The sequence below is a fragment of the Borreliella kurtenbachii genome, from assembly GCF_030437945.2.
GTDB lineage: Bacteria > Spirochaetota > Spirochaetia > Borreliales > Borreliaceae > Borreliella > Borreliella carolinensis.
The window spans coordinates 352018-372121 of record NZ_CP124058.1 but is presented as its reverse complement, the minus strand read 5'-3'; the positions used below and the strand labels follow the sequence as shown (position 1 = coordinate 372121).

At 26.2% G+C, this 20104-nt stretch carries 19 protein-coding genes; 10 read left to right on the top strand and 9 right to left on the bottom strand.

What is annotated here, in order from left to right:
* Positions 1-15 precede the first annotated feature (15 nt).
* From mgsA to QIA22_RS02325, 5 genes are all read right to left on the bottom strand, one after another.
* A complete protein-coding gene (gene mgsA, locus QIA22_RS02345; RefSeq protein ID WP_301611556.1) occupies positions 16-399 on the bottom strand; it encodes a methylglyoxal synthase in 384 nt (127 codons plus the stop codon).
* 94 nt (positions 400-493) lie between these two features.
* The gene (gene pdeA / locus QIA22_RS02340; RefSeq protein WP_301611555.1) at positions 494-2506 is read right to left on the bottom strand and encodes a cyclic di-GMP phosphodiesterase PdeA; all 2013 of its coding nucleotides are present in this window, start codon (positions 2504-2506) and stop codon (positions 494-496) included.
* A 20-nt stretch (positions 2507-2526) separates the two neighbouring features.
* Positions 2527-3513 carry a prolipoprotein diacylglyceryl transferase gene (gene lgt, locus QIA22_RS02335; protein ID WP_301611554.1) on the bottom strand — a complete coding sequence of 329 codons (987 nt, stop codon included), beginning with the start codon at positions 3511-3513 and terminating at the stop codon, positions 2527-2529.
* Positions 3513-4655: a MinD/ParA family protein gene (locus tag QIA22_RS02330; protein WP_301611553.1), complete on the bottom strand. Its 1143-nt coding sequence runs from the start codon at positions 4653-4655 to the stop codon at positions 3513-3515. The genes lgt and QIA22_RS02330 overlap by 1 nt, the downstream gene beginning before the upstream one ends.
* Positions 4656-4658: 3 nt before the next feature.
* Entirely contained in the window at positions 4659-4979 is a 321-nt protein-coding gene (locus tag QIA22_RS02325) for a hypothetical protein (RefSeq protein WP_418456800.1), read from the bottom strand.
* Between the two features lie 169 nt (positions 4980-5148).
* Between QIA22_RS02325 and QIA22_RS02320 the strand changes: the two genes are divergently transcribed.
* From QIA22_RS02320 to QIA22_RS02295, 6 genes are read left to right on the top strand one after another with little or no spacing between them, the layout of a single operon-like run.
* Positions 5149-6573 carry a S41 family peptidase gene (locus QIA22_RS02320; RefSeq protein ID WP_301611551.1) on the top strand — a complete coding sequence of 475 codons (1425 nt, stop codon included), beginning with the start codon at positions 5149-5151 and terminating at the stop codon, positions 6571-6573.
* Between the two features lie 3 nt (positions 6574-6576).
* Positions 6577-7308 carry a 16S rRNA (uracil(1498)-N(3))-methyltransferase gene (locus QIA22_RS02315; protein ID WP_301611550.1) on the top strand — a complete coding sequence of 244 codons (732 nt, stop codon included), beginning with the start codon at positions 6577-6579 and terminating at the stop codon, positions 7306-7308.
* A complete protein-coding gene (locus tag QIA22_RS02310; protein WP_301611549.1) occupies positions 7301-7894 on the top strand; it encodes a hypothetical protein in 594 nt (197 codons plus the stop codon). The genes QIA22_RS02315 and QIA22_RS02310 overlap by 8 nt, the downstream gene beginning before the upstream one ends.
* A 39-nt stretch (positions 7895-7933) precedes the next feature.
* Positions 7934-8422: a CarD family transcriptional regulator gene (locus tag QIA22_RS02305; protein WP_301611548.1), complete on the top strand. Its 489-nt coding sequence runs from the start codon at positions 7934-7936 to the stop codon at positions 8420-8422.
* Between the two features lie 33 nt (positions 8423-8455).
* Complete coding sequence (locus tag QIA22_RS02300) at positions 8456-9406, top strand: hypothetical protein (RefSeq protein ID WP_301611547.1); 951 nt, start codon at positions 8456-8458, stop codon at positions 9404-9406.
* Positions 9407-9418: 12 nt separating this feature from the next.
* Entirely contained in the window at positions 9419-11218 is a 1800-nt protein-coding gene (locus QIA22_RS02295; RefSeq protein WP_301611546.1) for a hypothetical protein, read from the top strand.
* Here QIA22_RS02295 and QIA22_RS02290 read toward each other — a convergent pair.
* Positions 11215-12348, bottom strand: coding sequence for a hypothetical protein (locus tag QIA22_RS02290; RefSeq protein ID WP_301611545.1), 1134 nt, complete (start codon positions 12346-12348; stop codon positions 11215-11217). The genes QIA22_RS02295 and QIA22_RS02290 overlap by 4 nt on opposite strands.
* A 109-nt stretch (positions 12349-12457) precedes the next feature.
* On the opposite strand from QIA22_RS02290, the gene QIA22_RS02285 reads away from it, so the two are divergent.
* Entirely contained in the window at positions 12458-14023 is a 1566-nt protein-coding gene (locus QIA22_RS02285; RefSeq protein ID WP_301611544.1) for a hypothetical protein, read from the top strand.
* A 17-nt stretch (positions 14024-14040) separates the two neighbouring features.
* Positions 14041-14319 (top strand): 50S ribosomal protein L28, encoded by a 279-nt coding sequence (gene rpmB, locus QIA22_RS02280; protein WP_014023591.1) that lies wholly within the window; start codon positions 14041-14043, stop codon positions 14317-14319.
* Between the two features lie 18 nt (positions 14320-14337).
* Here rpmB and amrB read toward each other — a convergent pair whose 3' ends face one another.
* The 3 genes from amrB to QIA22_RS02265 all read right to left on the bottom strand — a co-directional run bounded on the left by amrB (position 14338) and on the right by QIA22_RS02265 (position 18045).
* Positions 14338-15078 (bottom strand): AmmeMemoRadiSam system protein B, encoded by a 741-nt coding sequence (gene amrB / locus QIA22_RS02275; protein WP_301612202.1) that lies wholly within the window; start codon positions 15076-15078, stop codon positions 14338-14340.
* A gap of 17 nt (positions 15079-15095) precedes the next feature.
* Positions 15096-16529: a pyruvate kinase gene (gene pyk, locus QIA22_RS02270; protein WP_301611543.1), complete on the bottom strand. Its 1434-nt coding sequence runs from the start codon at positions 16527-16529 to the stop codon at positions 15096-15098.
* 97 nt (positions 16530-16626) lie between these two features.
* Positions 16627-18045 carry an NFACT RNA binding domain-containing protein gene (locus QIA22_RS02265; protein WP_301611542.1) on the bottom strand — a complete coding sequence of 473 codons (1419 nt, stop codon included), beginning with the start codon at positions 18043-18045 and terminating at the stop codon, positions 16627-16629.
* Positions 18046-18240: 195 nt separating this feature from the next.
* Between QIA22_RS02265 and QIA22_RS02260 the strand changes: the two genes are divergently transcribed.
* Complete coding sequence (locus tag QIA22_RS02260; protein WP_301611541.1) at positions 18241-18891, top strand: LolA family protein; 651 nt, start codon at positions 18241-18243, stop codon at positions 18889-18891.
* An 11-nt stretch (positions 18892-18902) separates the two neighbouring features.
* Positions 18903-20102: a BB_0345 family helix-turn-helix protein gene (locus QIA22_RS02255; RefSeq protein ID WP_301611540.1), complete on the top strand. Its 1200-nt coding sequence runs from the start codon at positions 18903-18905 to the stop codon at positions 20100-20102.
* Positions 20103-20104 lie beyond the last annotated feature (2 nt).

The window sequence follows — 20104 nt, the reverse complement described above, 5'->3', positions numbered from 1 at the left end:
AATCTAGATTAAAGCCTATTTTAAAATCAAGCTTTCAAGTCCTTTTATTAAAATTTCTGCTGTTTTTAAGTTAGTTGCAAGCGGTATTTTATGTACATCGCAAAGCCTAATAAGAGCTGACACGTCTGGTTCGTGAGGCTGGCTTGTTAGGGGATCTCTAAAGAAAAATATAGCCAAGATATTTCCTTTAGCTACCTCAGCTCCAATTTGCTGATCTCCCCCCATGGGTCCCGATTTATATTTAATAATCGCAAGATCGGTAGCTTGTTGGATTTTAGACCCCGTTGTTCCTGTTGCAATAAGCTTGAATTTGGAAAAGAAGAGATAGTTTTGTTTTACAAAATTTACCAAATCTTCCTTTTTTTTATCATGCGCAATTAATGCTATTTTTTTCCCCATCAATTTTATTCCTTTTCCAATGTAAAATAATTTTTGTTGAAATTTAATAAAGTTTAGTCATAAGTATATTTTTAGATTTCAAATTTTTTAGAATTTATATTGGTTCTGGTTTGTGCCATAAAAATCCTTGTCCATAGTCTATTTCTAGTTCATTTATTTTTTTTAGTATTTCCTCATTATACACAAATTCGGCAATAATTTTTATATTTTTTGTATCTGCTATTTTTTTAATAGATTTTATTATTACAAAATCTATTTCACTAAAGTTTATTGCTTTTATGAAAGATCCGTCTATTTTAAGTAAATCTATTGGTAGTGTTTTAATATATGAGAGTGATGTATGTCCGCTTCCAAAGTCATCAAGTGCTAGTTTGATTCCAAAACTTTTTAATTCTTGAAAATATTTGTTTATTATTTCAAAGTTTTCAAGAATTCCAGTTTCTGTTATTTCCAAGCATATATTTTGAAGCGGGATTTGGCTTTTCAATAAAGTATCTCTTAAAAAGATTCGAAAGTTTTGGGATTTTAGTGAATAAGGAGATATGTTAATTGAGAAAATGTGAATTCCATTTTTTGACACAAAGCTTTTGTATTCTCTTAAAGCCTTTTTAACCACCAATGTATCAACCTCAACAGTTAAATTATATTTGTCTATTAAGTTAAAAATTTGATTGTTTGGAATTGGCCTGCCCATGTGGTCAAAAAGTCTTGTCAAGATTTCTATTTTAGGCCTTAAGTTCTTTTTAAGAGGATTTATTTTTTGATAATAAAGAGTAAAAAAATCATTTTTTATTGCTTTGAGTATATATTGAAAGATTTTGTTTTGATTTTTCAAAATCACTGCTTCTGGCAGTTCTTCTTTGTATATAGTGGGATTAGAGTCTTTGTATTCCGATGATATTTTTGTAGCCATCATTAATTTAGGGATTTTTAATTCTAAGTTTTCTTTTAAATTTACCTCTATTATTCCAATATTGAATTTAAATATAATAATATCTTCTTTTTTAAATGCCAATGCAATTGTTTTTTTGATTTTTTGGGCAATTGAGATTATTTGCTTTTCACCACCACTTGTGCATATGATTACTACGAAATTGTTGTGTTTTAGTTTAAAAATATATTCAGAGTATAATGACATTATTTTTGAATACATTATTTTAAGTATTTTTATATTAAGCTTTTCTTGATCTTCTTTGTATTCATATTCTGCTGTTAGGGATACGTCTAAATTAAGCAAATATATTCTTTTTTTTTTGTAAATATCCATATGGTTTACTAGTAATTTTTCAATTTCTTTGGCATTTTGAATCTCGTCTTGCGAATCAATAATTTCTAGGTATTTATAGTTTTCTATTTCATTAGTGTTTGATATTTCTTTAATTGTTATTAATTTATCGATATTGTTTTGAGCGATTGTGCTAATAAATATATCTACATGTAGTTTTTTGTTATTTTTTAAAGTTAAAAGACAATCGGTTATTAATATATTTTTAAATTCAGGAATAGAATTTGTGCGGTAACTTAAATCTATTTTTTCTAATTTTTCCCAATCTCTGATATCTATGTCGGTTACTTTTATTATATTTCCAGAGGTTTTCATTGGAAGATCAAGATTTTTACTGCCTTTTTCATTGATATAAATAATTTCATTTTTGGTGTTTGTGATGATTACTATTTCTTTTATGAGCTCTGATAAATTTAAAAAGAAATCCAGAGTTGTGTTTTTATTGTCGCAAAATAGCTTTTTTTGATGTATTAAGCTTTGTTTATATTCTAATTCGTTTATATCTTTTATTATTTCAATGTGATTAAGTTTTAAATATTCTTCATCAAATTTTTCATTGCTAATTATAATAGAATGGATTTTGTTTGCATTTTTTAATTCATTTGCAATGTTTATTGAAAAATCTATTGGTTTTTCATAATTATAAATAATAGCGAATTTAATATTATTTTGTTTTACATATTCGCTGTATAAAGCTTTTTCAGATTTTACGATTTGAATTAAGTTAAAAATGGATTTAAGCTTTATGAGATCTCCAACATCAATTTCTTTTTTAGAGATTATAACTGAATTTATATTTTGATAATTATTAACATCGTTCATTTTATTGGCTTGCTCTTTTCTTAATTTTTGAATGCCAAATTGGTAGTATTTTTTATTTTTTTATCTGCAATTTTTTTAGTTACTATTATCCAGATTAAGCCCGATAGCATTAGTGTTAGTGAGAGAATTTGTCCCATTGATATGTTTAAAAAAGAAAATTCAGACAAACTTTTAATTGGCTTGTAGTTTATTATAAATCCAAGTTCTTTGTCTGGCTCTCTTAAATATTCAATAAAGAATCTGAAAAAAGCGTAAAGCATTACATATACACCAAAAATAAATCCATCATATTTTTTGATTTTTCTAAATAAAAACCATAGCAACAGAAAAGTTACAGGCCCTTCGAAAAATCCTTCAATAAGTTGAGAAGGTATTCTTGGGAGGTTGATTAGCAGGTCATGAGGAGAAAGTTCAAGCCCTACTGATGATGCAAATTCTTTTACACCTGGTATATTTGTGTCAAATGGTTCTGCATTGGGGAATATTATTCCTCCTTTCATTACTCTTCCATAAAGTTCTGCATTTGCGAAATTAGCAAGTCTTCCAAGTATGTATCCAGAAGAAAAAGCCATTGATCCGTAGTCTGTTAGTTTTAGAAAATATTTTTGAACATTTGTATTTTTAAGCTTTGTATTTATTACGATTAGAGGAGCAATTATTGCTCCCAAAAAACCACCATGGATAGCCATACCTCTAAAGCCTGTAAAATTCCAATGCTGGTCGAATGGCAAAAGGATTAACCAAGGATTAGAATAATAAATTCCCGATTTGTCGTAAACCAAGGTAGATGCCAATCTGCCTCCTAAAATTGCTCCAAGTACAAGTGAGAACATAAATGTTTCATAATCTTCTTTTTTGATATCAATGTTGTCTGATTGTATTTGATACCAAATAAACTTGTAAGAGATTATTATGATTAAAATATAAGATAGGCTATACCATGTAATTGGTATGCCTTGAATCACTTCAGGATGTAACCAACTTGGGTAGTTTATGTAATTTGGCATTAGACCTCCTTAGTCTTTTCAAGCTTTTCAAAAAGCTTTTTTTTAAATAACATATTTTGTTTTCTTAAGGTTTCGATTTCTCTTTTCTGAGATTTTATTATATCAATAATTTCACTACTTTCTATTGTTTTGTTTTTTATCAACGATTCAAGGTATTCAATTTTTTCAATGTATTCTTCTTGAGCTTCTTTTAGTACAAAATCATAACTTTCATTTAAATCTTCTTCGTTTAAAAGCTCAGCATCATTTGTTAAATCTTCAATTTCGATTAATTTTTTTGCAATTTTTTTTATACTTTTAGAGGTTGGGCTTGTGGGCTTGTATATAGTGATGGGGATTTTGCTGTTTAAAGCTTGATCAACCATTTCATCTTTATAGATTGCTCCAATACTTTGTAAATTTATGCTTAAATAGTTTTTTGCCGATTTTATTATTTTTTCGGTTTTTTCAATGTCTTTGGGAGCTTTTAGCATATTAAATATCATAAAAGGACTAATTGTCTTAAACAATTTGTTAAATTTAAAATAATTTTCAGGATCTTCGCTTTCAAGCTTTAACAGCAAATTAGGTATATAAACCCTTTGAAGATCGATTGAATTTTGTTTTATTGTTATGAGAATTTCATTTCCTTTTGTCCCTCTTTTAAACACGCTTGATAACAGTCTAAATATTATATTTTTAAGAAATAAATATGCATTCATTGTGGCTGTTACTGTTGGTGTTGTTACTATTACTCCTCTTTTTGACATTAAAAAAAAGTCTATGATATTAAAAGCTGTTCCTGCTCCAAGATCAATCACTAAGTAGTCATATTTTAAAGATTTTAAATTTTTTATTATGGTTTTTTTTTGAGAAGCAGCTATATTAGCAAGTTCTGGAATGTCAGAATCTCCTGCAATGAAGTTTAGATTTTTAATTCCAGATTGAATAATGATATCTGAGAAATTAATCTTTGTTTTTAAAAATGTTCCTATGCTTTTTTTGGGCGTAATGTTTAGCATTGAATGCAAATTTGATGCCCCAAGGTCAAGATCAACAAGTAATACGCTTTTTCCTTCGTTTGCCAGGCAAATTGCTATGTTTGTTGAGAAAAGGGATTTGCCAACCCCCCCCTTACCACTGGCTACAGGAATAATAATCAAGCTTTACCCCAGGTTTTTTATTTTTGCTTTAATTAGTACTAGTATTGTTGCATTAAATGCCAGGTAAACTACTGTAATTCCTAAAAGTATGGCCAGAGAGGTTTGGTAGACGTATATTTTAAAAGTAAATCCTAGGATGAATAATAATAATGTTAATATTATTTGGAATACTTTAGTTATTACTATGGTGCTGTGAAGAATTTTAAATTTTTCGTAGATAAAGTAATAAATTGTTAAATTGGTCATGAAAAATTCAGGTGAATATAAGATAAATGTTAGCATAAATTTTATGGAGTAATTATTAATGAAAATTAATTTATTAATGGCTTGGTATAATAATGCTAAAATTAAAAGGCTTTCAAGAATTTGCAAAACAACAAGTCCTGCTCTGTAAAGGCTTTGTGTTTTTTTAGGATGTGAGTTTAACATAGTTTTAAAATATTATATTATGGAAATAAAATCAAGTTTTAATTTTTGCATTAGGAATGAATAAATGAAAAATAAATTTTTAATATGTGTATATTTTTTATTGACTTTAGGTATAAGCTCTTTAGTAATTGTTGAATCTATTTTTGCTTTTGATGAGTCTAATAATAAGTTATCAAGATCAAATTATGAGCAGATGATGATTCAAGCTTTTGAATTTGTAAAAGAAAATTATGTTGATCCTGTAAGCGATGAAGTAATTTTTGAAGGTGCTTTAAAAGGAATATTTCAAGCCTTAGGTGATCCTTATTCTCAATATTTGACAAAAAAGGATTTAGAAGAAATTTCAAAAACAACAGTAGGAGATTATGTTGGTATTGGAATTTCTATAATAAAAAAAATGCATTCTCAAGATAAGGACGAGGCAAAAAATCTTAATCCTAACAGCGCTTGCGTTTCTATTGTTACACCTTTTGAAGGGGGTCCGGCTTATAAGGCTGGAATTAAATCTGGAGATTGTATTACCGCTGTTGATGGTAAGAGTGTTTATTCTATGGAAGTAGATAAAGTTGTTGATCTTTTAAAGGGTAAAGAGGGCACAAAAGTGAAAGTATCTATTCTTAGGGGAAAAAATTTAACATTGGATTTTGAACTTACAAGAGAAAAGATAGAAATACAAACAATCAAGTATGATGTTATTAATTCAGATATTGGTTATATAAGAATAGTAAGCTTTAATCCACACACCTCTGTAGATTTTAGAAAAGCTTTAGATAATCTTAAGAATAAAAATATTAAATCTTTGATTTTAGATTTAAGGCTTAATACTGGGGGATATTTCCAGGCAGCTATAAAAATGGCGGATGATATTTTATCTAAAGGAATCATTGTTTCCACAAAATCAAGAAATTCTAGCAAGCCTATTGATTATAAGGCAAGTTCAAAACAAGTTTTGCCCGCAGATATAAAAATTGTTGCTTTAATAGACAGATCATCAGCCTCAGCATCAGAGGTGTTTGTAGGAGCCTTAAAAGATAATAAGAGAGCCTATATTATAGGAGAAAAGTCTTATGGCAAGGGACTTATTCAACATGTGGTTCCTTTTTATACTGGTGGATTTAAAATAACAAGCTCAAAGTATTATACTCCATCTGGAAAGAGTATTCATAAGGTTGGAATTGTGCCTGATTTGGAAATAAAATCCCCAGATTTTTCTGAGGAGGAAGCATTAATATATAAAGAAATTTTTGATAAAAAGCTAATAGAAGGCTTTTTGAAGGGTAAAAAATCCATTACAGAGCAAGAGATTGATATTTTTGTTGAAAATCTTGTCAAAGAAAATCCAAAATATAAAATTGATAAAGAATTTTTAGGCAAGTATGTGTTTTTTAATTACTATCAAGACAATAATAAAGAATTGCCAATTTATAATCTACATTATGACAAAGCTTTAAAAATAGCTTGTGAGTATTTGTCTAAATTGGGTAATTAAATTGTGAAGCAAATTGTTTTGGATGAGAGTTGTTTAGCAGGCGATTTTATTATTGTTAAAGATGCAAGAATATATCATCATCTTGTTAATGTAAGACGACTTAAAAAGGGCGATAAGCTTAACATTCTTTTAAGGGATAAGGAATTAAGGGCTTCAGAAATAGTAAAGATTGGTAGTAATTTTATTAAATTTATTACCAATAAAATAGATAAAATTGAAAAAAATAATTTTGAGATAGTTATTTTTATTTCTAGTTTAAAGGGTAAAAAAATAGACTTGGTGTTAAGACAGGTTGTTGAGATTGGAGTTTCAGAAATTAATATTATTAATGCAGATCGTTCTGTATCTAAAATAGATATAGGCAATGCATCTGCCAAAATTTTAAGATTTTCAAAAATAATAGATGAGGCCTTAAAGCAAAGTGGTAATAAAATTGTTCCTAAAATTAATTTTTATAATAATTTTTTTCATTTACCTTATTCTTTTTGCACTACTAGATATTATGTTGCTCATCCAAGCGGAATGATTTTAAGCAAGAATGAAAGTTTTGACAATTTTGGCAAAATTGGAATTATAATAGGTCCTGAAGGATGCTTTTCGGAGTCAGAAATTGTCTTTTTTAAGGAGAAAGGCTTTAATTTTATAAGGTTTAACACTCCGATTTTACGAGCAGATACGGCTATTGTTTATTCACTTGCTTATTTTAAGGCATTGTTAGGGGATTATAATGGCTAATTTAAAAGACATATATTCAAAACCAGACAGATTTTATTTTTTAGGTGTGCCTATAGATGTTTTTGATAGTCGTAGCAAGCTTATAAGCAGATTTGCCTACCTTTCGGGGCACCCTTATCATTCAATAGTAATTTTTATTGGGTTTAAAGCTTTTCTAAAGGCTTTGATTTTTAAAAAGTTTAGAAATCACATTAAAAATTCTTCTCTTGTTTTTTTAAATTCCAAGATTGTAAGATTTTTTTGTAGGATTTTTAAAAGAGTTAATATTGACTGTTATGATTCAAATACAGTTCTTCTCATTTTAATGGAAATACTAGAAAATGCCCATAAAACATGTTATATTATTGACAAGGATAAAGTGATTTCAAAAAAAAAGTTTTTAAGACTGAAAGAATCTCATAAAGAAATTAGTTTTATTGGGTATTATGATTTAAAAGCTGTAAAGAGAAATAAAGAGATGTTTTTTGCAAATATTAATAAACTTACTCCTAGTGTGATAATAAGCTTTTGCAATGATAGATATCTTGAAAATTTATTTTATGAAAATAAATTTAATATCAGAACCAATTTAAGCGTTTTTTTATGAGCTTTTAAATTATAATTATCTATATTTTATGAGGTAAGTATGGCATTTTTGCTAAATCAATCAGTAGTTTATCCAATGCACGGAGTAGGTACGATTAAGGATATTAGGACCAAAGAGTTTAATGGTGAGATTATTGACTACTATGAAATATATTTTCCATTTAATGATATGATTTTTATGGTTCCTGTTGCTAAAGTTGACGATTTTGGAATTAGGGCTTTGGTTAGTAGGGAAAAGGTAGAAGAAGTTTTTGATGTTATTAAAAAGTTTGAAGGTCAGATAGATTCAAAAAAAATAAAAGATGGTGGTCATGAATTTTATAAAAAAAGCGATATTTTAGATACAGCAAAGTTATATAAATTTTTATATAAAAAATCTACTCAAAAGGAACTGCCCTTTTACGAAAAAAGGATTTTGAATGATTTTGAGTTAATATTGGAACACGAGATTAGCTTGGCTTTGCAAATTAGCTTTGAAGAGGCTAAGAAGAAGATTAAAAATATTTTGGTCGATAAGAAAAAGACTTAAAAATTTTCAATTTTCGAGGGGGGAGGATTTGCTGTGTTTGATTCGTTAAGATTGGTCTTTTTAATAATTTGTAGGTTTATCTTAATATTTTGTCTTTTTTCTTTAATGTTTATATGTACATTTTATTTAAAATATAAGTTTTTGTATTTTAATTTTTCTATTTTTAGCTATAGTCTTTATTACAATGCCTATATTTATTCTTTCCCTTTGTCTCTTGTTGTTACTTTTATGAGAATATCTTGTCCCTTTTATGGGATAGTTTTAAAATCATCTAGAGAGACTTCCTATTTTTATTTTATTATCTTTGTTCTTATTTTATTGTTTTCTTATTTAGGATTTTTGGTTAGTCATAGTTTTCATTCTTACTATATTAATAGTAAAAGAAATGATACTTTTATCCTTAAAGATGAGGTTGTTCATTTTTTAAATGATAAAATAATATTTTCTAGCAATAAGCCTAAATTTTATGGTTTTAATGGAGTTTTAATTGTTTCAGAGAATGATAAAGGAGATAAAGGTTTTTCTTACCAATCAAATCTTTCTGATTCTAGTAAGATTAATTTTGTTGAGAATAATTTTTTAGAGCAAAAGATTTATAATAATTTTGTTGATTTTCTTTTTGGGGATTTAAAAATTTTGAATAATTTTCTACTCTCACTCAATTATTTAAATTTAATTTTTAATATATTGGGAATTTCTTTATTGTTATTTGCATTTTCCTATGTTTTTAATCTTATTTTTTCAAATAGTTTTGCAATGTTTCTTTATCCCATTTTTATTATACTTTTTTTAAAAATTTATAATGTCTATTCGATTGAGTTTCCCAAGATTTACAATGTAATAATAGGAAAGAGCATAATCTCTGATTTTATTCCTTTTGTTTTTTGTGTTTTAACTTTTTTTTCTACCTATTTATTTGGCTTTGTTTCAGAATATATTAAAATCAGCAAAGATTTAGATAATAATTTATGTAAGGGTAGTTAATTCTTAAGGCTTATGAAAAGAGAAATATATGCATTTTTGAGCAATTTTATTATTTTTCTGTGTTTTTTCCTGGGGTTGCTCTTTAGTTATTCATATTTTTTTGGAGAAAATTTTTTAGAAAAGCATAGATTAATAGCAACTTTTTTTGATTCTATTTTGCTTTTTTATAAGTATTTTTATGGATTTTTTATTTTTATTGTTTGCATTTACTTTGCTTTTTTTGCTCAGCAAGAAATAAAGATTTATTTAAAATCGTATAATGGATATTTATTTTCTAGGCTTTCTACATTTTTAATATTATTTTTTATTATAGGGCTCTTTTTTGCTTTTATATTTAATTTAATTTTGCCTCATATAATTGCTCAGAGAAATGAGTATAAGTTTAGTTACGACAGATATAATCTTCTTGAAAGTGAAGCAAATGAAATATCTCTTAAAATTAAAAATATAGATATAAGTTTGTCTGCAAATAGATTTTTTTTATCTTCTGATTTGACAGATTCAATGAAGCAAAAGAGAAAACATCTTGAAAATTTGATTAGAATATATGATAAAATGCGAATTATTTATGTAAATAATGAAGAGCTTTTAACAAATTATTATTTAGTGAAATCTGAATATAGTAAAATTCCAAGTTATGATGTTGATTTAGAAAAGGTTAAAAAAACTTTTTCACAATATCCTTTGCAAAGCCTTAAAAAGCAAGATTTTTTTAATATTGTCAATGAATTTATTTCTCAAAATGATTATTATACGGCCAATTACTTTGCTTATATTGCTTATGTTGCAACAAAAGATGATAATTTTGTTGCGCTTTTAAATTTGACTTTAAAGTTTATTAATGAAAACAGGAATTTCGAAAAAGAAAAAATGCAGTTGATTTCTGAAGAAAAACAAAAAAATTTTTTATATCTTAATACTGAAAAATTTAAATTAGCTTATTATGGATTTTCAAATCTTCATAAGCTATTGCCCAATGATAATGAAATTTTGAATTATAAAAATAAATCTCTTGAAAAGCTTAGGAAAAGATATCTTTTTTTTGATGAGATTGAAAAATATTTTGAATATTACGGAATAAACGATGTATTTTTATTGCAACCAGATTCTAAGAGAGGTTTTTATGATTATATTTATATGCAAAAAGTTGTGGCCTTTAATAATCATTCTAAAATAATAAAAAATTTTGAACTTATTAGATTTAATAAGACAGGAAATGTTATATTGCATATTAAAATTCCATTTGCTACTTTGAAGGGTAATTTTGTGTATCAAAATGTTTTAGATAAAGACAATGAGCAGAGTGAAATTACTCTTACCAAAGTCCTTGTGTCTACTAATAGTTTTGATACAAATGTTTTAGAGGTTGTCAGAATTAATGGAAATGTAGAAAATTTGGCTTTATTTTCAAATTTTACTGAGTTAGGATTTTTTTTAAAAATTCAAAATTTGTCAAGTGCTTTTAATAGGGTTGCTATATTAAATTTGAAATTAATTAATATTTTTTCTTTAAGTTTGCTTTTGCTGATTTCTCCTATTTTGCTAGTTTTAATGGGATCGGTTTTTATCTCTTTGTTTTCTAAAATAGAATTTAATTTCAATTCCAAGGTTATGATTTTTCTAGTTTCATTAATGATAGCTATTTTCTCAGGGATTATTTGTCTTTTTGTAAATTATTTTCTAATTGTTTTTATTTCTCTTCTTATATATGTTTTTAATAGCGTATACGCATCGTTAGCTATTCTTTCTGTGCTATTGTTTTTTCTTATTTTTAAAATAATTGTTGTAAATTACAAGGAAAGACATATTTAATTTTTATTTTTTTTTATATTATTAATTTTAGAGAAAAACCAGTCATTTATTAGTAAGTTCTCTTTTCCAATTGTTTTTTTGCTTAATATATAAGAATGGCTATTGATTTGAGTTTCGTCAATAATAAAAGGAGATATTCCATCAATTGAATGTTTTATTTTTAAATTTAACTCTTTGTAGGGAGTAAAACCATTGGCAAATCCAAAACATATATTTGATTGGGAGTGATTGTTAAGCCCAATTAGGTTTATTTGTGTTTTTTTATCTAAGATCCAGCTTATAAATTTGTTAGTTAAAATAGATGTTTCTAAAATGCCAATAAAATTTGGGCTTGATATAACAATTTCATTGTTATTATTTATTAAATATGAAAATTTTATTTGTGCTTTCTCTTGTTCGCTTAGACTATTGTAGAAGGCTATATCGCTCAATCCTGCTATTAAAAGGGATTTTTTATTAAGCAATATTTTGTTTAGCTTTAGGTAGCCGTATTTATTAAAGAAATCTTTTTGCAAATCCATTTGTTTTGTATTTAAAAATGATGAGAAGTATTCTAACATTTTTAAAATTTGATTCTCATTATAATTTAATTTATTCTTTTCAAAAGAAAATCTCACATTATTTATTTGAGAAATCACATAAAATAAATTTTCAGAAACATAAGGAGATATAAAAAATTTTCCGTCTTTAATGAAATTTTCGTATTCTTCTTTTAAGTATTTAGTGTTTATGTATTTTTTAATTTGATGTGTATTTTTATAGATTAAAATAGGAATGTCAAAGCTTAATGGAATAATTTTTTGGTCAAATTGCTTGAAAATATGTTTTAAGATAGGATAATCTGGGTTATAATTGATTTTTATAGATTTAAAATGGTTGGCAATGTTTGTGTTACCAATGTTTTTAGAAATAATTATTTGTGCATTTTCTTTTTCTATTGTTTGCAGATCAATGTTATTTCTAAATTTAATTATAAAATTTAGTTTATTTTCTATATTAAATTGATTTATATAAAATGGTATTGTTTTGTTGTCAGTTAGTACAACTATATTTTTATTTGTTGAACAGCTAGGGCTAATTAATAAAATTGCTATTAGTATTAAATTTTTTATTCTCATAAAATTATTCAAATTTTTTCTTTTATTTTACAATAAATTATGTATAATTTTTATAGTTATATTAATTTTCATGTTTAATTGGAAAATAGAGTAAGGCAGTTGAAGAGTTTTTAGGGGGATGATGAATTTGGGTTTATTTGATTTTATACTTTCTATGTTTAGTATTAATAAAGAGCTTACTTCTGAGCAAATAAAACAAAAAAGGTTAAAAGAAGTTAAAGTTAATTTAAGCAGAGTAAGTAATTTTTTTAATGCTTCAAAAATTCAGGCTTTACCTCAATTTTCTAGATTTCTTTATAACTTTTATAAAATTTTTTCTCCCTTAAGGCCATTTGCACAAAGATATAAAAATTCTAATAAAATTGTTCATTTTGTTGTTGAAAAATATTTAAATGAAAGTCAGAAGAAGTCTTTAGATTATATTTATTCTTTTTCTGCAAGCGATAATATAAATTTTACGTCAGATCTTCCTAAAAGTTTACATAATAATTTATCTTATTTATTTAAAAACATAACTCAAGAACAAATTAAGTTGATAGATGAAACTTATGAGGCTTTGAATAATTTTTTTGATTTAGTCTTATATCAATATCATTTAGTTCTTAAAAATTTTGACAACTTGCTTCCAGAAGATGACTTTGTGTATAGACCTAGATTCAGCTCTATAGGTTGTGGAGTTATTATAGATGATCTTAAAGATTTGCTAGAATGTATTTCTTGCATTAAGAATATTTCTATTTGGAAAAATCTTTATGACATTATTTTAGAAATTTATGGAAACAAAGAAGATTTTCCTATTAAATCGAATGCCTGGATTAAGATCATTTCTTCTATTTTGGATATAAATAAGAGTAAAGAAATTTTATATCTAATAAGATATGTTAGCGGGGATCCAGATTATTTTCCTATTTCTGTTGGGCAAAAACCTAATCCAATAGCAAGAATGTTTTTTAATGATCTTACTAAGCATGTTGCCAATGAAATTGAGAAGGTTAAAGTTTTGCAAAAAAATAGCAAATCTAAAATTTTAGCCGAACAACTTTTCCCAGGAATATCTTTTTTAAATTTGGATAATTATACTGAAAAAATGAATGAAAAGATTGTATCTAAAATTATGAGTACTACAGGCTATATTTATTGTGAACTTTTAGTTTATTTAAAGACATATACTATTTATTTTGTTAAAAAAGAGCTTAACGATATTATTAATTTACTTATTATTAAAGGACAATGGAAGCTTATAGAGCTTTCAAGAGAGATGTCTAATGACATGCATGCTTTGATTAATATTTATGCAAGTCTTATTGATTTTGATTCTAATTTAGGAGAGCATGGTGGTTATGGCAATAGAATAAATGCATTGTTGCATAGAGCTTCTTTGGGGGATAAATCTTCGGAGAAATTATTGCTAAATATAATAGCAGATGTTAATAAAAAGGCTTTTGTTATATCAAGCGAGTATTATTCCAAAATATATTCTATTGAGCAGCGTTTGCAAGATTGTCTTTCAGATTATTCAAAAGTTTCTTTAGAAAGAGAGTTGATTTATAATTGGAAAGAGCTTGATATGGATCTTGCTAAAAGCTATGGAAACAATTTAAACTTTGGAAGTATAATAAAAAATATTTTGGGTAGTTTAGCTTTATTTTTAAAGTTAATGGATTTATATTTGGAGAAAAAATCATAAATTGAAGGAGTGCTAAAATGGCTCGGAAGTGTGAAATAACGGGTAAAAAAACTATGTTTGGAAACAATGTTCCAAGGAAGGGGCTTGCCAAGAAAAAAGGTGGAGCTGGACAACATATTGGAGTAAAAACCAAAAGAACCTTTAAGGTTAATTTAATAAATAAAAAATTTTTTATTCCAAATCTTGGAAGAAGTGTTAATATTAAGGTTTCTGCTAATGCATTAAGAAGTATTTCAAAGATTGGGCTTGATGCTTTTTTAAAGAAAAACTGCAAAAGAATAGAAAACTTTTTATAAATTTTAATTTTGACAATTTTATCTTATTAGAATACTGCTTGATATCAAGTATTCTGGTGAGTTAAATGTTATTTTTGAGTCTGTAAATTCGAAAGTTTTAAAAAGGCTTGAAATAGTCATGATTGCATTTATATTTTCTGGAAATATTTTTTTTGATTTATAGTTTTCTAGTATTAGATTAAGATTAGTCAATTCTTCTTCAAGAAGTATACGCTTTAAATTTTCTTCAAGCTTTAAGGCTTTTTTTATATTTGTAGATTTTGAAATAAAGCAAGATAGCAAAATAAATGAATTTTCTTCTTTGCTTATAAAAGGTTTTAAAAACTCACAAAATTTTAGTAAGTGCTTATTGCAAGTTTTTCCAAAAATTATTGGAATTATTTTTATATTTTCCTTTATATTGCTAATAAAATTCAATGTAATTTCAATTTTATGGTCATTTTCGATTAATTCATCATCTATATTAATAAAATTTAAATTTTTTAATAATTTTAATATCTTTAAGTTTACTTTAATATTTTTATTAAAAATTTTCCATACATGGTGATTGGATATATTAATTAAAGAATTGCTTTTTGATTCAGAGATTATAAATACATTATTAGTTTGATTTGATATTATTTTTTTAAACAAACATTCATTTTTTAAAAAAAACTCATAATTTCCATAACCTGTTAGGATGGCTTTGTGAGTTTTTTTTTCTTCCAACTTAAATGATAAGCCGTTTGTCTTATTTGAATAAAATATATTTTCAACCAGAGAGTTTCTAACTTGCTTTATATATTTCGTCCTTTGATGGCATCTTCTACTGTGTTTATTTCCATAAATTCTGTTCCTTTTTCAATATTTCTATTTGGATTGCCAGAAATAATTATTACAGTATCTTTATCATTAACAATACTTTGTTCTTTTAACATTTTAAGAGAAGTTACTACAAATTCGGTAGTTCTTTTAAAATTATTGTCTACAAGATTAGAATAAACTCCGTAAGATAATGCTAATTCTCTTGCCAGTCTCTCGCTATTTGTTGTAATAAATAATGGAGCACTTGCTCTGTAAGTCGCCATTATTCTTGCAGTTTTGCCCTTTAGAGAATCTACAATGATTGCTTTTACATCCATAAGTTTTGTGGCATCAATTGCACATTTGATAATATAGTTTCTTGTGATGTTTTTATCGCAAAATAGTTCATCCTTATATAGGGTCATTTTTCTGTGTTTTTCAACTTTTTTAGCAATACTTGTCATCATTTTTACAGCTTCAATTGGATATTTCCCATAGGCAGTTTCTCCGGACAACATAATTGCGTCTGTGCCGTTTAAAATAGCGTTAGCTATGTCAGATACTTCTGCTCTAGTAGGTCTTGGATTTTCAATCATTGTATGAAGCATTTGAGTTGCTGTAATTACAGGTATTCCATATTTTATGCAGGTTTGTGTTATTTTAAGTTGAGCAATGGGCACATCTTCTGCAGGAATTTCAACCCCCATGTCTCCTCTTGCAACCATTATCCCGTAAGAAGCTTTTGCAATTTCTTCAATGTTGTCAATTCCTTCTTGATTTTCGATTTTGGATATAATTTTTACATCAGGATTTCCAGAAGCATTTAAAATTTCTTGAACATCTTGAATGTCTTTAGAATGTCTTACAAACGAATGGGCAATAAAATCAACATTATATTTTGCCGCAAGCTCAATAAATCCTTTGTCTTTTTCGGTTACTGATTGTAGTTTAAGAGAAATTCCGGGAGTGTTGATTGATTTTTTATTTTTAATTTGGCCGTCGTTTTTAATTTCACAAATTAATCGGTCAGGCAATTTGCCAACAACAGTCATTTCAAGCTCACCATCATCAATTAGCACCTTAGATCCTTGGGGCACTTCTTTAACAAATCCATCATAATTGGTTTGAAAGTTATTAGGCTCATTAATAGGCGAAGTTGAAATGATTACCTTGTCTCCAGTTTTTACAATAATAGGATTTTCAATATTTGCTGTTCTAACTTCTGGTCCTTTTGTATCAATCATTAGAGCTATTTTATTTGAAATTTTTCTAACATTATTTATTACTTTTATTGTATCTTCGTGTGATTGATGAGCAGTATTTAGTCTTATAACATTTACTCCCGCATCGTATAAATCTTTTATATGTTCTGGATCGCATCTAAGATCAGATATTGTTGCTACAATTTTTGTTAACTTTGAAATCATAAAGTTCTTCCTCCACTTTTATAAATTTTATGCTTTTTGTCTTTGAATAACAATATTTTGCAAAAAATTCAAAACTTTACTTTGTTATAAGTAGTGTTTAGGTTTGATTTTTTAATTTTTTTATTAGATTTTCATCTAGCTTAATATGTAAATTTTTTTCTGCCTTTGGAATTACAAGGCCCAGCTTTTTGCTTTTAACTCTTCTTAAATTTTTAACCTGAGTGTAGTAAAGATCTGCCCTTCCCGATTTTTTTGCTAATTTTGTGTAAAATACGCATAAATTGCCGGCAGCCAAGAGGATATCAAGGCTAGGAGTTTTATTTTTTTGATTTTTAATAAAAACATAAGCTCCAGGATAATCTCTTGTGTGAAGCCAATAGTCATTTCCTTTAACACAATGTCTTAAAAGTTCATCGTTTTCTTTTGCGTTTCTTCCAACAAGAATTTCAAATCCACAATGGGTAAAATGCGAGCCTATTTTTGGTGCTTTTTCTTTTTCTTTGATAGCAGTTTTTTCTTGATTATATTCTTCTTCTGGAATGAAATTTTCGACTTTTAACATTGTTATTTTTGATTGAATTAAATTAAATTTATCCAGATTATCTTTTAATTGATTTTGTATGGTTTTAAAAGAATTTTTGCCTTTTTTATATGCTTTAAAATATTGCAAGGCATTTTCTTTTGGTGATAATGATTGGTTTAAGGATATTTTTATTTTTTCTTCTTTATAATTTAAGAGGCTTATTTCTTTAATCCCTTTTTGTATTTTATTAATATTTAATAAAATCAACTCGCCTTTTTCTTTTTCGTTTTCAATGTTTTCAATCAGTTTAATTTGTTGCTTTAAAGAGTCTATTCTTTTTTCTAAAACAATTAACTCTTTTTTATATTTTTCAATAAGCAATTCTTTTGTATTGGTTTTTTTAATTTGATTATTAAGCGATTCGTAGTAATTTTCAAGAAATTCAGAATAAGATGTGTAGCTGGTATTATTGTATTCTTCTTTCAGGTCCATGATTTTTTTATCAGTCATTTTATTGCTTTCATGTATTTCTTTAGCTTTTAAAAAGATTTCACCCGTTGTTTCTTTTATTTTTGGTCTTCTGTAATATGCATCTAATATTTTAAAATTTGAGTTTGTGGCTATTATATTTGGAGAGGATGGCCACAATTTGATAAATAATATAATTATTTCCTTTTTTAAAATTTCAAGAGAAACGATTCTTTCATTTTTCATCTGGAAAGCTTTTATAATTTTTCCATTGTGAATTTTTGATTTTAAAAAGTCAGAAAATCTTAATTTTAAAGCATTCTTTTTGAATTTTTTTTTTGTTATATGGAATCTTGTAGTGTTTGGATTTAAAGAAATTAATATTTTAAATTTTTTATTGTCAATCTTATTGTAAATCCCTAAAATCAAGCTTTTGTAATCTGGTTGTATTATTTTTGTTATTAAAGAGTTTGTGAAAGGAATTTCTTTAATCAAAGTATTTATTTCAGCGTAATTTAAAGACATTTTTATCAAATCCTAATTCTTTCAAGGTATTTATACCCAAGCTTTAAATTTTTATTTTATGTATTAAACTATTACTATTAATAATAGTTTATTTCCATGATATGTAGTATTATGGAAATAAAGTTTATTAGCAATAAATAGTTTAAATGTAGTTTTGTTAATAGCTTAAGCTTATTAATAATAAGAGTTCATAGAATGATAAAAACAATGCTTTTATTAGTTTTGTATCCCGTTGCTGTGTTTGCTCAAATATCTGCAAATCAATATTTTGAAGGAATTTATGCTAAATATCAAAATATAGAGGATATGCAAGCAACAATTAATTTTACTTTAAAGGGATTAAAGCAAACAGGTGTTTTGCTTTATAAGTTTCCAGACAAGTTTATTATTAATTTAGATTCAAATAATCAAGTTTTTGTAAGCGATGGTGAATTTTTGACAGTTTATGTTCCATCTCTTGGGACTTCTTTTAATCAGCAATTAGTAAAAGGGAGCAGTGGGGGAGGTCTTATGAAAGTTTTAAATAGTGAGTATAGCGTATCTTATACCAATTCTCCAAATCTAGAAGATCTTGATTCATCTGAGCCTGGAAAATATATTAAATTAACCTTCTCTAGAAAGCTTTACAAGGGGGCTGCTACTATTAATTCTTTTATTATTGCTTTTGCTCCAGATGGAATAATTAGAAGAATTACTGCTTTTCCTACTAGTGGTGGGCATGAAATAGTTATTGATTTAACTGCTGTGAAGTTTAATGTTGGAATTCTTGATAGCAAATTTAAATATGATCCTCCAAAATCTTCAAATAAGGTAGATAATTTTTTATATGATATTAAAAAAAATTAAGGTTTAAATCTATGGAAGAAAATGATTTTATTAAATTTGGGAGTTATTTGAGAAAAGTTAGAAATGGTAAAAATTTGACTCTTGAAATGGTAGCCGATGATATTAAAATTTCTGTTAAGTATCTCAAAGCTCTTGAAGATTCTAATATTGAAATTTTCCCAAACGAAGTTTTGGCCGTAGGGTTTTTAAGAACTTATAGCGAATATTTAGATATTGATTCTAGATTGATATCAACACTTTTTAAGGATTATAAAAGTAGACTTAATAATAGTTATATTGGGATTAGATCTGAAGATAAAGTTTCAAATTTAGGATTTTTAGGTGATAGTAAGGTTTCAGACAAAAAATTGTTTTTTTTCAGTTTAGAATCTTTAAGTATTTTGAAAATCTTTTTAGGCATTGTTGGTGTTCTTTTATTGTTGTTTGTGTTTTTTTATTTTAGAGAAGTGAAAGTTTATTTTAAAAAATTTTTCAAGCTTAGTCAGGATGAAAAGATAATTTCAAATATTCATGAAGTGTCTTTTGATAAAAAGAATTTTTGGAATGTTTCTCTTAAAGAGGGTGATTTTTTATCTTTAACATATGGTGATGATATTGTGAAATATAGAGCAACGTTTATTAGCGATGATTTAGTTATTGTTGATGAGTCTAAAAAAAGTAAAAATATTTTAAATTTAGGAGAATTTAAAGAGATAAATCTTGATGATAATATTAGAGTCAAAATTATTTATGAGAATTATTATTATGATAAACTGAAAATAGCTCATATAAGTTTAGAGTCTTTTGCTTTAAATATTAAATATGTTTCTGAAACTAATATTGACAGTAGGTTTGATATTTTAAATTGGCAGTTTGATGTTAGGGGAACTGAAAAACTACCAAGTAGCGATTATCTTACCCTATATTCTTCTCAAAAACTTTCAAATGTTGATTTAAAAATCGATTTTTTAAATGATACGTTTTTTAGATATGCCGATGAAAACAATCTTTATGGTAAGTCTCTTTTTGCATCCAAAGGCATTCCTATTAATTTAGCTTTTGAGAAATCTTTGATACTATTTTTTTCAAGACTTTCTGATGTTAATATTATTCTTAATGACAGAGATATTACTTCTTTTTTAAAAGAGCAGGGAAAAGAAATTTTTGCTGTTCAATTTTTTTGGGTAAAGACGCCCTCAGGGTTTGATCTTAAGGTTTCTGAAGTTTATTAATA